17 protein-coding genes are annotated in these 18,026 nt (G+C 59.1%); 14 read left to right on the top strand and 3 right to left on the bottom strand.

What is annotated here, in order from left to right; all coding sequences use genetic code 11:
- Positions 1-12: 12 nt before the first annotated feature.
- From BM225_RS07265 to BM225_RS07255, 3 genes are all read left to right on the top strand, one after another.
- Positions 13-2,763 (top strand): [protein-PII] uridylyltransferase, encoded by a 2,751-nt coding sequence (locus BM225_RS07265; RefSeq protein ID WP_072707800.1) that lies wholly within the window; start codon positions 13-15, stop codon positions 2,761-2,763.
- Complete coding sequence (murJ, locus tag BM225_RS07260; protein ID WP_072707802.1) at positions 2,760-4,307, top strand: murein biosynthesis integral membrane protein MurJ; 1,548 nt, start codon at positions 2,760-2,762, stop codon at positions 4,305-4,307. The genes BM225_RS07265 and murJ overlap by 4 nt, the downstream gene beginning before the upstream one ends.
- Positions 4,308-4,381: 74 nt before the next feature.
- Positions 4,382-4,942, top strand: a complete 561-nt coding sequence (locus BM225_RS07255; protein WP_072707804.1) for a DUF308 domain-containing protein — start codon at positions 4,382-4,384, stop codon at positions 4,940-4,942.
- On the opposite strand, the gene BM225_RS07250 is transcribed toward BM225_RS07255, so the two are convergent.
- Positions 4,887-5,666: a rhomboid family intramembrane serine protease gene (locus BM225_RS07250; RefSeq protein WP_338060988.1), complete on the bottom strand. Its 780-nt coding sequence runs from the start codon at positions 5,664-5,666 to the stop codon at positions 4,887-4,889. The genes BM225_RS07255 and BM225_RS07250 overlap by 56 nt on opposite strands.
- On the opposite strand from BM225_RS07250, the gene trpS reads away from it, so the two are divergent.
- The 11 genes from trpS to BM225_RS07195 all read left to right on the top strand — a co-directional run bounded on the left by trpS (position 5,653) and on the right by BM225_RS07195 (position 15,643).
- Positions 5,653-6,681 (top strand): tryptophan--tRNA ligase, encoded by a 1,029-nt coding sequence (gene trpS / locus BM225_RS07245; RefSeq protein ID WP_072707806.1) that lies wholly within the window; start codon positions 5,653-5,655, stop codon positions 6,679-6,681. The genes BM225_RS07250 and trpS overlap by 14 nt on opposite strands.
- 257 nt (positions 6,682-6,938) lie before the next feature.
- Positions 6,939-7,394, top strand: a complete 456-nt coding sequence (locus tag BM225_RS07240; RefSeq protein ID WP_072707808.1) for a universal stress protein — start codon at positions 6,939-6,941, stop codon at positions 7,392-7,394.
- 85 nt (positions 7,395-7,479) lie between these two features.
- Positions 7,480-8,043, top strand: a complete 564-nt coding sequence (locus tag BM225_RS07235; protein ID WP_072707810.1) for a NifU family protein — start codon at positions 7,480-7,482, stop codon at positions 8,041-8,043.
- 2 nt (positions 8,044-8,045) lie between these two features.
- Positions 8,046-8,630, top strand: coding sequence for a tRNA (adenosine(37)-N6)-threonylcarbamoyltransferase complex dimerization subunit type 1 TsaB (gene tsaB / locus BM225_RS07230; RefSeq protein ID WP_072707812.1), 585 nt, complete (start codon positions 8,046-8,048; stop codon positions 8,628-8,630).
- 35 nt (positions 8,631-8,665) lie between these two features.
- The gene (locus BM225_RS07225) at positions 8,666-9,043 is read left to right on the top strand and encodes a GNAT family N-acetyltransferase (protein WP_245780434.1); all 378 of its coding nucleotides are present in this window, start codon (positions 8,666-8,668) and stop codon (positions 9,041-9,043) included.
- A 148-nt stretch (positions 9,044-9,191) separates the two neighbouring features.
- On the top strand, positions 9,192-10,181 hold the full coding sequence (locus tag BM225_RS07220; protein ID WP_072707816.1) for a BMP family lipoprotein: 990 nt from the start codon (positions 9,192-9,194) through the stop codon (positions 10,179-10,181).
- A 40-nt stretch (positions 10,182-10,221) separates the two neighbouring features.
- A complete protein-coding gene (locus BM225_RS07215; protein WP_072707818.1) occupies positions 10,222-11,799 on the top strand; it encodes an ABC transporter ATP-binding protein in 1,578 nt (525 codons plus the stop codon).
- Positions 11,792-12,883 (top strand): ABC transporter permease, encoded by a 1,092-nt coding sequence (locus tag BM225_RS07210; RefSeq protein ID WP_072707820.1) that lies wholly within the window; start codon positions 11,792-11,794, stop codon positions 12,881-12,883. Before BM225_RS07215 ends, BM225_RS07210 begins: the two co-directional genes overlap by 8 nt.
- Positions 12,884-12,885: 2 nt before the next feature.
- A complete protein-coding gene (locus BM225_RS07205; protein ID WP_072707822.1) occupies positions 12,886-13,851 on the top strand; it encodes an ABC transporter permease in 966 nt (321 codons plus the stop codon).
- A gap of 113 nt (positions 13,852-13,964) precedes the next feature.
- Positions 13,965-14,876 carry a sulfite exporter TauE/SafE family protein gene (locus BM225_RS07200; RefSeq protein ID WP_072707824.1) on the top strand — a complete coding sequence of 304 codons (912 nt, stop codon included), beginning with the start codon at positions 13,965-13,967 and terminating at the stop codon, positions 14,874-14,876.
- A complete protein-coding gene (locus tag BM225_RS07195; protein WP_072707826.1) occupies positions 14,876-15,643 on the top strand; it encodes a TIGR02186 family protein in 768 nt (255 codons plus the stop codon). The genes BM225_RS07200 and BM225_RS07195 overlap by 1 nt, the downstream gene beginning before the upstream one ends.
- A 67-nt stretch (positions 15,644-15,710) precedes the next feature.
- Here BM225_RS07195 and BM225_RS07190 read toward each other — a convergent pair whose 3' ends face one another.
- Complete coding sequence (locus BM225_RS07190) at positions 15,711-17,234, bottom strand: ATP-dependent DNA helicase (RefSeq protein WP_072707828.1); 1,524 nt, start codon at positions 17,232-17,234, stop codon at positions 15,711-15,713.
- 48 nt (positions 17,235-17,282) lie between these two features.
- The gene (locus BM225_RS07185; protein WP_143095352.1) at positions 17,283-17,999 is read right to left on the bottom strand and encodes a helix-turn-helix transcriptional regulator; all 717 of its coding nucleotides are present in this window, start codon (positions 17,997-17,999) and stop codon (positions 17,283-17,285) included.
- Positions 18,000-18,026: the final 27 nt, after the last annotated feature.

Here is an 18,026-nt window from a genome sequence, read left to right as displayed (position 1 = left end):
TAAGGGAAAGAAATGACGAAAGACCTGATTTGTCCGGCCGAAGAGATCTTCGACCGGGCAGCCATTGACCAGGCCATCGCAGCGGCTTTCGAGGCTGCAGATGGCAACTCTTCCGACTTCCGCAAATCGTCGTTCAAGCTGCTGATGGAGGCCCAGAAGGCTGGCCGCGCAGCGATCGCCGAGGGCCTAGCCAAGGCCCCGTTCAAAGCGCGCGAAACGACCCATGCCTATACCTATCTGACCGACAGCATCGTTATTGCTGTTTTGAAGATCGCGGCGGAATATATCCATCCTCTTTCCACCCCGACCGAAGGCGAAAAGCTGTCGGTTCTGGCGGTCGGCGGATACGGACGCGGGGATATGGCACCGTTTTCGGACGTCGATCTGCTGTTCCTGACCCCGTATAAAATCACCCCTTGGGCCGAGAGCGTGATCGAAACCATGCTCTACCTGCTCTGGGACCTGCGCATGAAAGTCGGGCACGCCAGCCGAACGATTGCGGATTGTCTGCGTCTGGGCAAAGAGGATTTCACCATCCGCACCTCGCTGCTAGAGCAGCGCTATCTAGCGGGTGACGAGCCACTGTCCAACAAGCTGCACGACCGCCTGCGCGATGACCTGTTCAAATCCACGGGCCGCGAATTTATTGCTGCCAAGCTCGAAGAGCGGGACCTGCGCCATGAAAAGCAAGGCGGCCAACGCTACGTTGTTGAACCCAACGTAAAAGAAGGCAAAGGCGGCCTGCGCGACCTGCAGTCGATGTTCTGGATCGCAAAATACGTGCACGGCGTCGATGATGCTGCGGATCTGGTCCCCCTTGGCGTTTTTACTCGCGAAGAGTACGAAATGCTGGTGCGGGCCGAGGATTTCCTCTGGGCCACGCGTTGCCATCTGCATTTGGTCACGAACCGTCCCACCGAACAGCTGACCTTTGACCTGCAAGTCGAGGTTGCCAGCCGCATGGGCTATGTTGACACCGGCGGACGCCGCGGGGTCGAACACTTCATGCAGGATTACTTCCGGCACGCGACCTCGGTCGGCGATTTGACCCGCATTTTCTTGACCTCGCTCGAGGCGAGCCACAACAAGCCTGGCCCCTCGCTCGCGACCCTGTTCCGCCGCCGCAAAAAACTGCGCGACGGCTACAAAGAAATCAACAATCGTCTCGCCATTCTGGACGAAGACGCGTTCTTGTCCGATCCCCTGAACTTTCTACGTCTCTTTGACGAAGCCTTGCGCACCGGTTTGCTCATCCACCCCGACGCCATGCGCTTGGTCGTGGGCAATCTGGACCGGATCGACGATAATTTGCGCAATAGCAAAGAGGCGAACAAAATCTTCCTCGGGCTGCTGCTGAAACGCGGCAATCCAGAGCGTGCGCTGCGCCGGATGAACGAACTTGGCGTCCTTGGGGCATTCATGCCTGAGTTCGCGCCCATCGTCGCGATGATGCAGTTCAACATGTACCACAGCTACACTGTGGACGAGCACACCATCCAGTGCATCAGCCAGATGGCCCAGATCGAACGCCAAGAGCTGACAGAACCCCTGCCCCTCGCCTCTTCGATTTTCGAAGGGGATGTGAATCGCAAAGTGCTCTACGTTGCGATGCTGCTGCACGACATCGGCAAAGGCCGTCCAGAAGATCACTCGATCCTTGGCGCGCAGATCGCCCGCCGTGTGGCCCCCCGCCTTGGCCTGAAGAAAGAGGAATGCGAGACGGTTGAGTGGCTGGTCCGTTACCACCTGCTCATGTCCGACGTGGCGCAAAAGCGGGACATTTCTGATCCGCGCACGGTCCGCGATTTCGCCAAGGTCGTGAAGAACCGCAAACGTTTGGACCTGCTGACCATTTTGACTGTCTGCGATATTCGCGGCGTGGGCCCCGACACTTGGAACAACTGGAAAGCCATGCTGCTGCGCCAGCTCCACGCGGAAACTGCCCGCGCACTGGAACACGGTCTAGAAGAGATCAACCGCGAAACCCGTGGCAACGAGGCCCGCAAAGCCCTTCGCGCCGCCCTGCCGGACTGGAGCGAGGCCGCCTTCAAGCGAGAGACCAAGCGTCATTATCCGCCCTACTGGACCGGGCTGCCGCTTCAGGCCCACGCGATCTTTGCCGAACTGCTCAAAGATATTCCAAACGACGAAATCCGTATCGATCTGAAGCTGGATGCAGACCGCGACGCGACCCGCGCGTGCTTTGCTATGGCGGACCACCCGGGCATCTTTGCCCGCCTTGCAGGCGCGTTGGCGCTGGTGGGTGCGAACGTTGTGGATGCGCGTACATATACGTCCAAGGACGGCTACGCGACCGCCGTTTTCTGGGTACAGGATGCCGAAGGTCACCCCTACGAGGAATCGCGCCTGCCCCGCCTTCGCTCGATGATCGGCAAAACGCTAAAGGGCGAAGTTCTGGCTGGCCAAGCGCTGAAAGACAAAGACAAGTTCAAAAAGCGCGAAAAAGCGTTCCGTGTGCCGACCCATATCACCTTCGACAACGAAGGGTCCGAGATCTACACCATCATCGAAGTCGATACCCGCGACCGCCCCGGCTTGCTCTATGATCTGTCTCGGACGCTCTCGAACGCGAACGTTTATATCAGCAGCGCGGTTATCGCCACCTATGGCGAACAGGTCGTCGACTCGTTCTACGTCAAGGACATGTTCGGCCTGAAATTCCACTCGGCCAGCAAACGCGAGGGTCTGGAAAAGAAGCTGCGCGAAGCCATCGACAAGGGCGTTGAAAGGGCGATTGCGTGAAACCAATTCGGTTGATGTCAGGGTTCCTGACGGTGGGCGGCTGGACCTTTGCCAGCCGCATCCTTGGCTTTTTGCGCGATATGGCTATTGCGTCGATGCTCGGCGCGGGTCCCGTGGCAGAGGCGTTTCTGGTCGCGTTTTCGCTGCCCAACATGTTCCGCCGCTTCTTTGCCGAAGGGGCGTTCAACATGGCCTTCGTGCCCATGTTCTCCAAAAAACTAGAGGGCGATGAAAGCCAAGAAAAAGCGCGTGTCTTTGCACAGGATGCGTTTGCCGCGCTCGGCTCGACCCTGATTGTATTTACGGTCATTGCGCAGGTATTTATGCCCGCCCTTGTTCTGGCCATGGCCAGCGGCTTTGCGGGGGACGAGCGGTTCGATCTGGCGGTGCTGTATGGGCGGATCGCCTTTCCCTACATTCTGCTGATCTCGCTGGCGGCGCTGCTTTCGGGTCTCTTGAATGCGACTGGCAAATTCTTTGCTGCCGCAGCAGCCCCCGTGGCCCTGAATATCATCTTCCTCGGAGCCTTGGGTCTTGGCTACCTTCTAGGTTGGGATCCCGGTCTTACCCTGTCCTGGTCCGTCCCAATCGCGGGCCTGATCCAGATGGGCATCGTTTGGCGCGCGGCGGCAGCCGAGGGTTTTCGGCTTTATCCGCGCCTGCCCCGCATCACCCCAGAGGTTAAGCGGCTGGCGATCATCGCAGGTCCCGCAGCCTTGGCTGGCGGCGTCGTGCAAGTGAACCTACTGATCGGCCGACAAGTCGCGAGCTACTTCGAAGGGGCAGTTGCGTGGCTGAACTATGCCGATCGCCTGTACCAACTGCCGCTCGGCGTGGTCGGGGTGGCGATCGGCGTTGTGTTGCTACCTGATTTGTCCCGCCGCCTGCGTGCGGGAGACACGAGCGGTGGGCGTGATGCCCTGAACCGCGCTGCCGAGGTCTCTTTGGCACTGACCGTTCCAGCCGCCGTTGCGCTGGTTGCAATCCCTGACGCGCTGGTGACAGTCCTGTTTCAACGCGGCGCTTTCGAGGTCAGCGATACCAGTGCAACCGCGCTCGCCGTGGCCGTCTATGGCCTAGGTCTGCCTGCATTCGTCCTGCAAAAAGTCCTGCAACCCCTGTTCTTTGCCCGCGAAGACACCAAGCGGCCCTTCTACATCGCGCTTGCCTCTCTCGCGATAAACTTTGGAATGGCGGTTGGGCTGTCTCCGATCATCGGCTTCATCGCAGCCGCATGGGGGACGACCCTAGCTGGGTGGGGAACTGTCCTGCTGCTCTGGTTCATGTCTCGCAAAATGGGCGAAGCGGCCCAGATGGACGCACGCTTTCAGAACCGGATTGTCCGTATCGTTCTCGCCTCGCTCGCGATGGGTGCCATTCTGTATGGACTGAACGCAATCTTGCTGCCGCTGCTTGCCAATCCGGCATGGAAACTGCCAGTGCTTCTGGCCCTCGTAGGGACAGGTATGGTCAGCTATTTCGGGATCGGACAGCAGATCGGTGCGTTCCGATTGTCGGAATTCAAGCGTAACTTAAAAAGGTAATGGAACTCTACACCTCGGCTTAAGAGTTCCGCGTCTAAGCTCCCACCATGCAGCCGAGTGGTGGGAGATGAGGCATGCCTAACAAAAGCGCCCTGCGGATCGTAGGGCTACTATTCTGTTCGTCGGGGATCGTGGCATTGGCCGCGCCTCTGCTGGTCTCGATAGCGGTCGAAGTGATTGCGGGCTGGCTCTTTATCTTTATCGGCACGATCCAGATCATCGCCGCGGCGCAATCCATGCATGCCCCCGTGGTCCGTGGAACGCTTGGGCTGGGACTAGTCGCGCTGCTCTTGGGTGTGGTGCTGATTGCAGCGCCCGCAGCGGGAGCGCAGACCGTCACGTTACTGGTGGCACTGCTGTTTCTGCTATCAGGCACACTGAAGCTGGCGATCGGGCGTGCATTACCCGACCCTCAGGCGGGCCGCGCCTTGTTTATAGCGGGGCTCGTCTCTGCGATGCTGGGGGGATTGCTTGCCCTGATCTTGCCGCCTAACGCAAGCTTGATGCTCGGGCTTATGATTGGAACAGAGCTAATCTCAAACGGGATCGTTGTGCTAACAATCGCCAGTTCGGCCCAGATCAATCAGAGCGCTGGCGCAGCTTATTCAGGATCTTGGTCCAACCCCCGGGGCTGACCGCGAAGGACAGCAGGAAACCAGCCACAAAGCCCCCAATATCCGCAACCCAGTCCTTGGGGCCACTGAACAGCACAGCAAACACCAGCTGAATCCCCAACAGCATCCCGATCAGGGAAAACGCCCGCACCTGCGCTTCGCCCATCTGACCGAGCCGGAGCCACAGCACATACGTGAAGGCCCCGATCAAGCCATAAGCGCCTGGATATGCGCCAAACAGCAACCGGTCACCGCCGACGAAAACGGCGTAAATCACGGCGCCGCAGACCGTCGCCACCAAGAAAACTGCGAGCGTTGCGATCGCCCCGAAAGCTTCGCCGACCATCTTGCCCAGCGCCAGCACAAAGACACCGGCGAACAACGCGTGGGTAAAGGTGCCATGGACAAAGGCGTAGGAGACAAAGCGTTTCAGATGTTCTGGCGGGAATATCCCGTTCTCGAACATCCACCAGAAGACGCGGGGCGAGAAGCCGTATTCCTCGAGCGCGGACATACGCCAGCCGACCCCCATGGCCCCGCCGATGATCCCGCGATCAGCCAGCGACAGCACGGCCTCGATGCCGACGAGGACCAGAAACAGCGCCACAATGTAGGGCGGCATCGGGTTGATAGGACCATTATGCGGGGGGGTGTTCATGGTGCGATCCTTGACGTTGCCTTTGAGCAGGGGGTAAGCGATGCAGGCCTTAAAATCCAGACGGAGAATTCCGATGACTGCAGCCACCCATACCCCCCGTGTGTTTTCGGGGATCAAACCTTCGGGCGGTTTGACACTGGGGAACTACCTCGGTGCGATCAAACGCTTTGTGGACATGCAGGGACAGGACTACGAGACCATCTATTGTGTCGTGGACCTGCATGCGATCACCGTCTGGCAAGATCCCGCAGAACTCAAGCACGCAACGCGCGAAGTCGCCGCCGGTTTCATTGCCTCTGGCATCGACCCATCGAAATCGATCCTTTTCAATCAGGCGTCGGTCCCGCAGCATGCGGAGCTTGGCTGGATCTTTAACTGTGTCGCGCGTGTGGGCTGGATGAACCGCATGACTCAGTTCAAGGACAAAGCTGGCAAGAATGCCGAGAAAGTGTCCTTGGGCCTGTACGCCTATCCTTCGCTGATGGCAGCGGACATTCTGCTGTACCACGCGACCCACGTCCCGGTGGGCGAGGATCAGAAGCAGCACGTCGAACTGACCCGCGACATCGCCTCGAAGTTCAATAAAGACTTCAAGGCCGAGGACTTCTTCCCAATGTGCGAGCCTATCATCGAAGGTCCCGCTACCCGCGTCATGAACCTGCGTGACGGGTCCAAGAAGATGTCCAAGTCCGGCGAGTCGGATATGGAGCGCATCAACATGACCGATGACGCGGACACCATCGCCAAGAAGTTCAAGAAGGCCAAAACCGACCCCGAGCCCCTGCCCGAGTCGCTGGACGGCCTGAGCGAACGTCCCGAGGCGCGCAATCTGGTGAACATCTATGCAGCGCTGGCAGACATGACCAACGAGGCCGTTATTGCCGAGTTCGGCGGAGAAGGCTGGGGCAAGTTCAAGCCTGCGCTGGCTGATCTGGCAGTGGAGAAGCTGGCTCCGATCTCGACCGAGATGAAGCGCCTGATGGACGATCCCGCAGAGATCGACCGCCTGCTGCTCAAGGGTTCGGACCGCGCCAAAGAGATCGCGGAACCCATCCTGCAAAAAACCTATGACATCGTCGGTCTACTACGTCCCGGCATGTGATCGGGCAAAGGTGAACGAATTCGTTACGATCTGCCTTTGAGGATAGAGACGAATTTAATTACCTGCCCCTTGCCGATCGGGCGTTTCTCTTAAAACAGAGCCCTCGCGATTTGCGGGGGCTTTTTCCGTTGGACCCCAGGCAGTTGGCATTCTGGATGGCACCCGGTGCAACGGGGTATTTACACCAAGAAAGAGGCTGCGCGCTTGCCAGCGAACACAGGGCAGTGCAAAGTTCCCCCTTAGTCGGGAGGACTATGATGCGCAAATTCCTTGTTGTTCTGGATGATACTCGCGAATGCTTGAACGCGATGCGCTTTGCGGCGATGCGCGCGGCTCACACGGGCGGCGGCGTGACAATTCTGTCGATTATTCCACCAGACGAATTCAATCACTGGATTGGTGTCGGAGACATCATGCGTGAGGAAACCCGCGAACGCATTCAGGCGCACTATGAGGTATTCGCCAAGTGGATGCGCGACAAACAGAATGTCGACCCAGAGCTTGTGATCCGCGAAGGCGAGGCAGTGCCCGAGATTTTGGCACATGTTCGCGAGGATGAAGAGATTGGTGTGCTGGTGTTGGGTGCAGGATCTGGCAAAGGCGGACCGGGCCCACTGGTCACGCAACTGACCCGATCTGCAGGGGAACTGCCCATTCCGTTCACCATCGTGCCCGGTGACATGAGCAAAGAGCGGCTTGAAGCGATCACCTGATCTGCGCCATTTAGAATGTTTCTAAACCTTGACAGTCGGGCGGCGCGCCCGCATATCCATTGCTGAGTTAACCGGAGGCCCCCTGATGTTCATCCAGACTGAATCGACACCGAACCCGGCGACGTTGAAATTCCTGCCCGGGCAGGCGGTTTTGGAAGTTGGCACTGCAGATTTTCCGAGCGCGGACACTGCTGCCAAATCGCCTCTGGCCACCCGTTTGTTCGCTGTCTCTGGCGTTTCGGGCGTATTTTTGGGCAATGACTTTGTCACTGTAACCAAGTCTGACGATGTCGAATGGGACCACATCAAGCCCAACCTGCTGGGTGCGATCATGGAGCACTTCCAGTCTGGCGCCCCTGTGATGGACGAAGGCGAGACTGCGTCGTCCGGTCACGCGGAGCACACCGGTGAGGACGGCGAAATCGTCACCCAGATCAAAGAGCTGTTGGACACCCGCGTGCGTCCCGCTGTGGCTCAGGACGGTGGGGACATCACTTTCCACGGGTTTGACCGCGGCGTCGTCTATCTGCACATGCAGGGCGCCTGTGCCGGCTGCCCCAGCAGCACTCTGACCCTGAAAATGGGGATCGAGAACCTGCTACGCCATTACATTCCCGAAGTGACCGAAGTTCGTCCCGTCGCTGTTTAACGATGGTTTGGACTCTGGCGTTTGACACATCGGCCGCGCATTGCGCGGCCGCTTTGCTGAACGGGGATCAGTTGGTCGCCGCGCGTGCTACGGAAATGTCGCGCGGACAGGCAGAGCATCTGGTGCCCTTGGTTGAAGAGGTTCTGGCAGAGGGCGGATGCGCCTGGTCGGACCTCGGCGTGATCGGCGTGGGCATCGGGCCCGGCAATTTCACAGGCATCCGGATATCGGTCTCTGCAGCGCGCGGAATGGCCATGGCCTTGGGCATTCCGGCAGTGGGCGTATCGACGCTGGACGCGACAGCTTTGGATGCCCCGCGCCCTGTGCGAGTGCACGTCCCTGCCCCGCGCGACCAGATCTACGAGCAAGGATATGGCTGCGCGCCCGAGGCGCCGTTGATGAGGGCCAAGACCACGGACGGCGAACTGCCCGCGCTCTTGCCCCCTGCCCCTGCGGAACTGGCGGAACGGATTGCAAGGGTCGCCCTGACCCGCGCGGCATTCGAGACAGAGGCGCCTGCGCCGCTCTACCTACGCGCAGCAGATGCGGCACCTGCCAAGGACGCGCCGCCTGTCATCCTGCCGTGACACCGGACGCGCTCGCCACCACCCACGGACGCGCTATGACCGAGACCAAGGCATGGAGCGCTAAAGATTTCGCTGACCTCTTGGGACAGAACGGCGTTTTCGTTGTTGGAGAGGCCAACAGCTTCGCCTTGGGCCGCGTGATGTTTGATGAAGCCGAGCTGCTAACTATCGTGACTGATCCCGCCCATCAAAAGCGCGGCTCGGGGATGCGTACGCTCGCAGCATTTCACGAAAAAGCGCAGCGGCTTGGCGCGGCGACAGCCTTTCTCGAAGTGTCCGTCGAAAACAGCGCGGCGACAGCGCTTTACCGACGCGCGGGCTGGCAAGAGACGGGCAAACGCAAGGCCTATTACCATTTGCAGGACGGCAGCGTGGTCGACGCACTGGTGATGTCGCGATCACTCGCCGATTGAACGCAGGGTCAACTGACCAAACAATCAAAAATTCTATTGACCCTTCTGGATGGGTCGGCACTAAATTGGGCAGAGCCGGACCAGACGAGTCCGCAGCCGAAAGGTGCGCCAAGCTGTAGGGCAGCACCTCGTCCAACAGGAGACTATCATGACCATGATGCACAAATTTTTTGGCGCCGCTGCCGCGCTGGCCCTGACCGCAGGCGCCGCCGCAGCCGAACCCGCGCTGATCTATGATCTTGGCGGCAAGTTTGACAAAAGCTTTAACGAGGCTGCGCACACTGGCGCGCAGAAGTGGGCCGAAGAAACCGGCGAAACCTACCGCGAGATCGAGCTTCAGTCCGAAGCCCAGCGCGAGCAGGCCCTGCGCCGCTTTGCCGAGGCTGGCGCAAACCCGATCGTCATGGCTGGCTTTGCCTTTGGCAGCGCGCTAGACGAAGTGGCAGACGATTACCCCGACACCAAATTCGCGATCATCGACATGGTGACTGACAAGCCGAACGTGCGCTCGGTCGTATTTAACGAGCACGAGGGTTCGTATCTGGTCGGCATGCTGGCGGCGATGAAGTCCGAGTCCGGCACCGTTGGGTTTGTCGGCGGCATGGACATCCCGCTGATCCGCAAATTCGCCTGTGGCTACGTTCAGGGCGCCAAAGCGGCGAACCCCGATGCGACGGTCATCCAGAACATGACCGGCACCACCCCTGCCGCGTGGGGTGACCCTGTGAAGGGCGCAGAGCTGACCAAAGCCCAGATTTCGCAGGGCGCGGACGTTGTGTACCACGCAGCAGGCGGCACCGGTGTTGGTGTTCTGCAGGCGGCAGCAGACGAGGGCATTCTGGGTATCGGTGTGGACAGCAACCAGAACTACATGCACCCCGGCAAAGTTCTGACCTCGATGCTGAAGCGCGTGGACAACGCGGTCTACGAGGCATTCTCGGCGGGTACCGATCTGGAAACCGGCATTCAGGTCATGGGCATCGCGAACGGCGGCATTGGCTATGCAATTGATGAAAACAACGAAGCGCTGATCACCGCGGAAATGAAAGCCGCTGTCGACGAGGCAGCCGCAAAAATCGCAAGCGGTGAGCTGGTCGTGCACGACTACATGGCCGACAGCACCTGCCCGGTCGAGTAAGGCGCACATGGTTTCCAACCAACATACGGGGCGGCCAGACATGGCCGCCCCTGATGCTGCCAAAGCTCCGGCGATCGAGCTGCGCGGTATCTCGAAATCCTTTGGCCCTGTCCAAGCAAACAAGGACATCTCGATCCGTGTGATGCCCGGCACGATCCACGGGATCATCGGGGAAAACGGCGCGGGTAAGTCGACCCTGATGTCGATCCTCTATGGCTTTTACAAAGCGGACTCGGGCGAAGTTTTTATCAACGGCACCAAGACCAACATCACCGACAGTCAGGCCGCCATTGCGGCGGGCATCGGCATGGTGTTCCAGCACTTCAAGCTGGTTCCGAATTTTACCGTCCTCGAGAATGTGATCCTCGGGGCAGAAGATGGCGCGCTCTTGCGTCCTTCACTGGCCAAGGCGCGCAAAGAACTGACCGCTCTGGCCAAAGAATACGAGCTGAACGTGGACCCTGACTCGGTCGTCGAGGATCTGAGCGTCGGGCACCAGCAGCGGGTCGAAATCCTGAAGGCGCTGTACCGCCGAGCCGAAATTCTGATCTTGGACGAACCAACTGGCGTCCTGACCCCCGCCGAGGCGGATCACCTGTTCCGCATTCTGGAAAACCTGCGCCGCGAAGGCAAAACGATCATCCTGATCACGCACAAACTGCGCGAGATCATGGAAATCACCGACACCGTCAGCGTCATGCGCCGCGGCGAGATGACAGCAACGGTCAAAACGGCCGAGACCAGCCCAGAGCATCTGGCCGAACTGATGGTCGGCCGCAAAGTTCTACTGCGTGTCGACAAAGTTCCTGCTGCGCCGGGCGCACAGATTCTAGAGGTTGAGAACCTGCAAGTGGTCGATAGCTCCGGCGTCCAGCGGCTGAAGGGCATCGATTTGGACATTCGTGCAGGCGAAATCCTTGGGATCGCGGGCGTCGCGGGCAATGGTCAGTCAGAACTTCTCGAAGTCCTTGGCGGGATGCGCGAGGCCAAGGGCTCCATCCGTCTGAACGGCCAGCCCCTGCCCCTGTCGGGCGCAGGAGCCGACGCCAGCGCGCGCCGTCAATTGGGCATCGCCCACGTACCTGAGGACCGCCACCGCGAAGGTCTGATTCTGGACTTTCACGCATGGGAAAACGTTGCCTTCGGCTATCACCGCGATGAAAAATACCAGCGCGGGCTATTCATGGACAACGATGCCCTGCGTCAGGACACGCAGGCAAAGATGGCCAAATTCGATGTGCGTCCGCCTGATTGCTGGCTCTCGGCCAAGAGCTTCTCTGGTGGCAACCAGCAAAAGATCGTGGTCGCCCGCGAGATCGAGCGAAATCCTGATCTGCTGCTAATTGGCCAACCCACCCGCGGCGTAGACATTGGCGCGATCGAATTCATCCATGAACAGATCATCGCTCTGCGCGACCAAGGCAAAGCAATCCTGCTGGTCTCTGTTGAGTTGGACGAAATTTTCGCCCTGTCCGACCGGATTGCGGTGATGTTCGACGGACAGATCATGGGCTTCCGCGATCCAGCAACCACTGATGAAAAAGAATTGGGTCTGATGATGGCCGGTATCACCGACACCCGTGACCCCGTTAGCCAAGAGGCGTCCCAACATGGATAAGATGCCCCGTTGGGCGGATGTTTTCCTGATCCCGCTCATTTCTCTTTTGCTGGCGGCGGGCCTGTCCGCGCTGGTCATTCTGGCCATCGGTGAAAACCCGTGGGCCGCAGTCAAGATGATGGTGTCTGGCGCCTTGGGCTCGACCTATGGCTGGGGGTACACCCTGTACTACACCACCAACTTTATCTTTACCGGTCTGGCGGTTGCGGTGGCCTACCACGCGCGCCTGTTCAACATCGGTGGCGAAGGTCAGGCGATGCTTGGCGGCCTTGGCGTGGCGCTGGCGTGTTTGTACCTGCCTCTGCCCCACTGGCTGCTCGCCCTGCCTGTTGCAGCCATTGGTGCAGCGCTGTTTGGCGCGGCGTGGGCTCTGATCCCAGCCTACCTACAGGCCAAACGCGGCAGCCACATTGTGATCACCACGATCATGTTCAACTTCATCGCAGCAGGCCTGCTAAACTACTTGCTGGTGAACTTGCTGAGGCCGGTTGGCTCTATGGACCCCGCCACCGACAAATTCCCCGAAGGCACGCACCTGCCGACCCTGCACGACTTGCTGGCCCCGATCGGTATCGAGTTTTCCAAAGCCGCGCCTGCTAACGTGACATTCGTTGTAGCGCTGCTGGCTTGTCTTGCGGTTTGGCTGCTGCTGTGGCGCACTCGTCTGGGCTATGAAATCCGCGCCTTTGGACATTCGGAGCCTGCGGCAGTCTACGCAGGCATCAACCCTGTCAAAATCACCATGATCGCGATGCTGATCTCGGGTGGCCTTGCCGGATTGATGGCCGTGAACAACGTCATGGGCGAAGCGGAACGTCTGGTCCTGAACGCCGTCGAAGGCGCTGGCTTCATTGGGATCGCAGTGGCACTGATGGGCCGCAATCACCCGTTCGGCGTTCTGATCGCAGCATTGCTGTTCGGCTTTTTGTATCAAGGCGGCGCGGAACTGGCACTATGGACCAGCATACCGCGAGAATTGATCGTGGTGATCCAAGCGCTGGTGATCCTATTCACAGGCGCGTTGGATCACATGGTCCGAATGCCGCTGGAACGCATCTTCCTGTCCCTGCGCAAAGGAGCCTGAGAATGGATTTTCTGACACTTATCCAGATACTCGACTCCACGATCCGTCTGGCAACCCCGCTGCTGTTAGCCTGTCTCGCTGGTTTGTACAGCGAGCGTGCGGGCGTGTTCGACATCGGGCTAGAGGGCAAGATGCTGGCTGCGGCCTTCCTTTCAGCCGCTGTGGCTTATGTGACCGGTTCTGTCTGGCTGGGGCTGCTGGCAGGCATCGGCGCATCGATGCTGCTCGCTTTGGTGCACGGGCTGGCATCAATCACCTTTCGCGGCAATCAGTTGATCTCGGGGGTTGCGATTAACTTCCTTGCTGCCGGTCTGACTGTCCTTGTGGCGCAGAGCTGGTTTCAACAGGGGGGCCGCACCCCAAGCCTCATGGGCGGAGCGCGGTTCGAGCCGATCACCCTGCCCTTTGCAGATGCCTTGTCTGGCGTGCCCTTCCTCGGGCCGATCTACGGCGACTTGGTCTCCGGCCATTCGGTGCTGGTTTACATGGCATTCGCGCTGGTGCCGATCACGTGGTGGATTCTGTTCCGCACCCGCTTTGGTTTGCGCCTGCGCGCTGTGGGCGAAAACCCTGCGGCAGTCGACACAGCGGGCGTTTCGGTGACTCGCTTGCGCTACGCAGCAGTATTGATCTGTGGCGTGCTTTGCGGGGTGGCTGGGGCCTATCTGGCAACAGGCCTGCAAGCAGGCTTTGTCAAAGATATGACAGCGGGCCGTGGCTTTATCGCTTTGGCGGCACTGATCTTTGCCAAGTGGCGTCCTTGGAATGCGCTCTGGGCCTGTCTGCTGTTCGGACTGCTCCAAGCGGTGGCGCTGCGCTACCAGAACCTTGACCTCGGCGGGATCGTCATTCCGGTTCAGGTGATGGACGTCCTGCCCTACATCCTGACGGTCATCTTCCTTGCTGGGTTCGTGGGCAAGGCAATCCCGCCCCGCGCAGGCGGCGAGCCCTACGTCAAAGAGCGTTGAGATGAACGGGGCCCGCGCGGCCCCGTTTCTGCAGTGCAACACGTCCGACACGAAGCTATTGGGCGCGTTGCGATTTTCTTGTGCTCTGCACAGGACACACGCTACGGTGAACCATGCAGATCTACCTCCCGATTGCCGAAGTTTCAGTCAACGCGTTCCTCCTGCTTGGGCTTGGGGGAATCGTGGGTCTTTTATCTGGCATGTTTGGTGTTGGTGGCGGCTTTCTGATCACCCCACTCCTATTCTTTATCGGCGTTCCACCCGCCGTAGCCGTGGCCACAGGCGCGAACCAGATTGTCGCTTCGTCCTTTTCGGCGTTGATGGCGCACCTCAAACGCAAGACCGTTGATTTCAAGATGGGCTTGGTCCTCATGGCAGGCGGCCTCGTTGGCTCGGCGCTTGGGGTTTACGTATTCACCTTGCTCAAACAGCTTGGGCAAGTGGACCTGTTGGTGAACCTCTTTTACGTAGTTTTTCTCGGCATCGTCGGTGGCCTGATGATGATCGAGAGCTTGAACGCTCTGCGCAAATCCAAACGCCAAGGCCCGACCAAGAGCAAAAAGCGTGGCCGCGGTATCGCGCAGACCCTCCCGCTCAAGATGCGGTTCCGCGCATCGGGGCTCTACATCTCGGCTATTCCGCCTTTTCTCGTCGGACTGTCGGTGGGCATCCTGTCCGCGATCATGGGCGTGGGCGGCGGCTTTATCATGGTCCCCGCGATGATCTATATCCTCGGCATGCCCACCAAGGTGGTGATCGGCACCTCGCTGTTCCAGATCATCTTTGTGACCGCATTTACCACTTTGCTACATGCAACCACGAACTACACCGTCGATATCGTACTCGCCCTGCTCTTGCTGGTGGGCGGCGTCATTGGTGCGCAATTCGGCACGCAGATCGGCGCAAAGCTCAAGGCGGAGCAGCTGCGCATTGCGCTTGCCGCTCTCGTTCTGCTGGTCTGCGGCAAGCTGGGGCTTGATCTGTTGCTGACTCCGTCCGACCTGTATTCAATCGGGACGTCGTGATGCGACTTCTAGCTTCCCTCATCGCATTTTGCCTCCTCGCCCTCCCCTTGCAGGCCGAAGAACTGGTACTTGGCCTGAGCCAAGAAGAGGTGCGGATCACCACCCGGTTTGATGGCTCCGACATCCTGATCTACGGTGCGATCAAACGCGACCTCAGCGCTGTCGATCCCGAAGAAGAGCCCCTGCACGTCATCATCACCGTTGCCGGACCCTCTGGCCCTACGACTGTTTGGCGCAAAGAGCGTGTAGCCGGAATCTGGATGAACACCGACTCCGTTGAAATCGACCGTGCCCCAAGTTTCTACGCCGTTGCCACCACGGGACCTTTGCCTGACATCCTGTCCGAGACCGAAGATCTGCGGCACAAAATATCGATCCCCCGCGCCATACGATCTGTCGGCGCCCCACAAGGGATCGAAGACGCAGGTAGCTTTACCGACGCGCTAATCCGTATCCGCGAACGCAATGGCTCTTACCTGATCAACGAGAACTCTGCCGAACTCCGGGAAAGCACCTTGTTCGATACACGGATCACACTGCCTGCGAACCTGACCGAAGGTGAATACACCACCCGTATTTTTGTGACACGAGAGGGCGCTGTCCTGACCCACGAAGAGGCTCCAATCCTTGTCCGCAAAGTCGGCTTGGAACGCTGGCTGTTCACCTTGTCCCGTCAGCAGCCCCTGCTCTACGGCCTACTCAGCCTCGCTCTTGCGGTTGCCGCTGGCTGGGGTGCATCCACCTTTTTCCAGCTGATCCGCCGCTGACTTCTTTTTGCTGGAAATACTCCGGGGAGTGAATTGCGCAACACGCAAGAGAGGGGCAGCGCCTCTCTTAATCCGTAAAGTCCATCTGCAAGGGTGCGGGCGTACCGCCCAAGTCCACGACGCTGAGTGGCCCACTTGGCTTGGACAAACGCGGGCGCACAACCCAATATAGCCGCTCTGACGCGCGTGTTACGGCCACATAGGCCAACCGCTTCCACAGGGGTTGGCCCGCTTCGGTTCGTCCCATTCGCGCTGCGGCATAGATATCGGGTGCAAAAACCTGAACGTCTGTCCACTGCGATCCCTGCGCCTTGTGGATCGTCACCGCCGCGCCGTGCAAGAACGCAGCCCCCATCCGCGCTGCAAAGGGGATAAACGGCTCTTCCTCATCTGGCTTCTCGATTTTCACGATCGACGCCGCCGAGACCTGAGGCTCCTCAGCCCCCAAAACGTGCAGTCGCGAGAAACCCGGCTTGCGGCCAGGCCCCAGATAGACAACCTGCGCACCCTTGATCAGGCCACGCGCCTCTAGATCAATACGCTTTTTGCGGTGCTTCAGAGGCAACTCGATACCATCGCAGATTAACGGCTCGCCCTCCAAGAGCTCGGTCTCGGGCGCGCCGTACACACTACGGAAGGCATTGATCAGGCGGATACGTGTCGCGTTGCGCCACACCAGAACAGGACTACGAGCCATCAGGTCAACCTCGACCCTCTGCCCCCAGACCACGCGATCATCCTCGCGGGCTTTTTGTTCGATCAGGCGCTCGAAATCTTCAAATCCCAAGTCCGGATCGGCGAGCGCATGCGCAATGTCGAGAATTGGGCTGTCGTTCTGCTGCCGGTGAATGCGGTTCAAATGCATGACAGCAGGCTCGGGCAGCTTATCGAACACCATCTTGCCCGACTGGTTCACTGGCGCGAGCTGCGCCGGATCGCCAAACAGCATCAGCGTCGGAAAGATATCGCGCAGATCGTCAAACTGCCGGTCATCCAGCATCGACGCTTCGTCCACCAGACCGATGTCCAGCGGATGCTCGCGGCGCTTCCATCCGGTGATAAAGTCCGAGCCGCGCAATCCAGCAGCCGCCAAGGCCCCCGGCACAGACTTGTGCAGCTCGTAGCTCGCCTTGGCGCGCTCGAGTGCTTCATCAGTCAGCGCTTCGATCTCTGGCCGCTCGGCATTGCCCGCCAGCCATTCGGCCACGCGTTCAAATTCTGGATCATAAACGGGGCTATAGAGAATGCGATGGATCGTGGTCGCAGGTACCCCCCGCATACGCAGAACGCTGGCAGCTTTGTTCGTTGGCGCAAGGATCGCGAGCGTCCGACGCTCCTTTTTCTTGCGACCCTCATAGTCGCCAGAAACGATCTCGACGCCGGCTTCTTCGAGCGCTTTGACGACTGCGGCCAAAAGCATGGTCTTACCCGACCCCGCCTTACCCGTAATGCCAAGAATAGATTGCTTTTCCTCGACCAAAGGCGTGAGGATACCGTTGTCCAGATCCACCCCAACCCCGCGCATCAGTTGCGTGATGCGGTCATGGGCCTCGGCCTGATCTTCTGAGAATGTAATGCTGGGAACGCTCATGGCGCGGACACTACACAGGGCTACGCGCCAACGGAACTGACAAAACGCCTAGACCAGAATGAACCCGTGGGAAATCGCCTTGGCCACAGCGTGGGTGGTGTTGGCCGCGTCCAGTTTACGGCGGGCGGATTCGATGTAAGCCCGCAAAGTATGCTCAGAGATATTTAATGTTTCGGCAATCTGTGCTCGACTGAAACCCCGCGCCAAGAATGACATGGCATCTACCTCTCGCGGCGATAACACCTTGTAAGGGTCATTCTGAGTCTTCGGACAGATCTCTAGGACACGTGCGTTCAGAAAATGGCAGACTGTCAGAATATCTACGCGCAAGCGCTTCCACTTCTTGCGCCATTCCTCTCCGTTTTCACGACCACACAGGCTGAAGGCAGCATATTGGCCACGAGGTCCGCGAATTGGCACCGTATATCCTTGGGGGCCGAGCCCGTGCGCCAAAGCGACCTGATAGATAATCTGCGCCTGTCGGCCTGACCAATCCAGATCTTGCCAATCGACGGGGAGAAAGTTCTTGTAACAGGCCAAAATAATGGGGTCGTGCCGATCATAGCCCTTTGCAAAGAAGGTGTTGCTCCATTCCTTAGGGTAGGTACCAAAAAAACTGATGCCGCCGCAGGGTTTCATGACAAAGAAAGCACTGTGCGTTGTCTCAAAATGGTCTCTTAGGCTGCAGACAAAGGCATCCAGCTCGTCTTCATCTTGAATATTCTGAATTTGATCCAGCAAAGACGCGATGGAAGTGTCCAACACAACAAAACTCCTAGTAATAAAACAGCG

It is taken from the genome of Donghicola eburneus (genome assembly GCF_900115865.1).
GTDB classification, from domain to species: domain Bacteria; phylum Pseudomonadota; class Alphaproteobacteria; order Rhodobacterales; family Rhodobacteraceae; genus Donghicola; species Donghicola eburneus.
The sequence above is the reverse complement of the archived record's forward strand: the minus strand, read 5'-3'. Positions and strand labels throughout refer to the sequence as shown.

Bases quoted from the DNA above. Each gene is read 5' to 3' on its own strand.
- BM225_RS07265 (WP_072707800.1), top strand. From the start codon at position 13: ATGACGAAAGACCTGATTTGTCCGGCCGAAGAGATCTTCGACCGGGCA.
- BM225_RS07255 (WP_072707804.1), top strand. From the start codon at position 4,382: ATGCCTAACAAAAGCGCCCTGCGGATCGTAGGGCTACTATTCTGTTCG.
- trpS (WP_072707806.1), top strand. From the start codon at position 5,653: ATGACTGCAGCCACCCATACCCCCCGTGTGTTTTCGGGGATCAAACCT.
- BM225_RS07240 (WP_072707808.1), top strand. From the start codon at position 6,939: ATGCGCAAATTCCTTGTTGTTCTGGATGATACTCGCGAATGCTTGAAC.
- BM225_RS07235 (WP_072707810.1), top strand. From the start codon at position 7,480: ATGTTCATCCAGACTGAATCGACACCGAACCCGGCGACGTTGAAATTC.
- tsaB (WP_072707812.1), top strand. From the start codon at position 8,046: ATGGTTTGGACTCTGGCGTTTGACACATCGGCCGCGCATTGCGCGGCC.
- BM225_RS07225 (WP_245780434.1), top strand. From the start codon at position 8,666: ATGACCGAGACCAAGGCATGGAGCGCTAAAGATTTCGCTGACCTCTTG.
- BM225_RS07220 (WP_072707816.1), top strand. From the start codon at position 9,192: ATGACCATGATGCACAAATTTTTTGGCGCCGCTGCCGCGCTGGCCCTG.
- BM225_RS07215 (WP_072707818.1), top strand. From the start codon at position 10,222: ATGGCCGCCCCTGATGCTGCCAAAGCTCCGGCGATCGAGCTGCGCGGT.
- BM225_RS07210 (WP_072707820.1), top strand. From the start codon at position 11,792: ATGGATAAGATGCCCCGTTGGGCGGATGTTTTCCTGATCCCGCTCATT.
- BM225_RS07205 (WP_072707822.1), top strand. From the start codon at position 12,886: ATGGATTTTCTGACACTTATCCAGATACTCGACTCCACGATCCGTCTG.
- BM225_RS07200 (WP_072707824.1), top strand. From the start codon at position 13,965: ATGCAGATCTACCTCCCGATTGCCGAAGTTTCAGTCAACGCGTTCCTC.
- BM225_RS07195 (WP_072707826.1), top strand. From the start codon at position 14,876: ATGCGACTTCTAGCTTCCCTCATCGCATTTTGCCTCCTCGCCCTCCCC.
- BM225_RS07190 (WP_072707828.1), bottom strand. From the start codon at position 17,234: ATGAGCGTTCCCAGCATTACATTCTCAGAAGATCAGGCCGAGGCCCAT.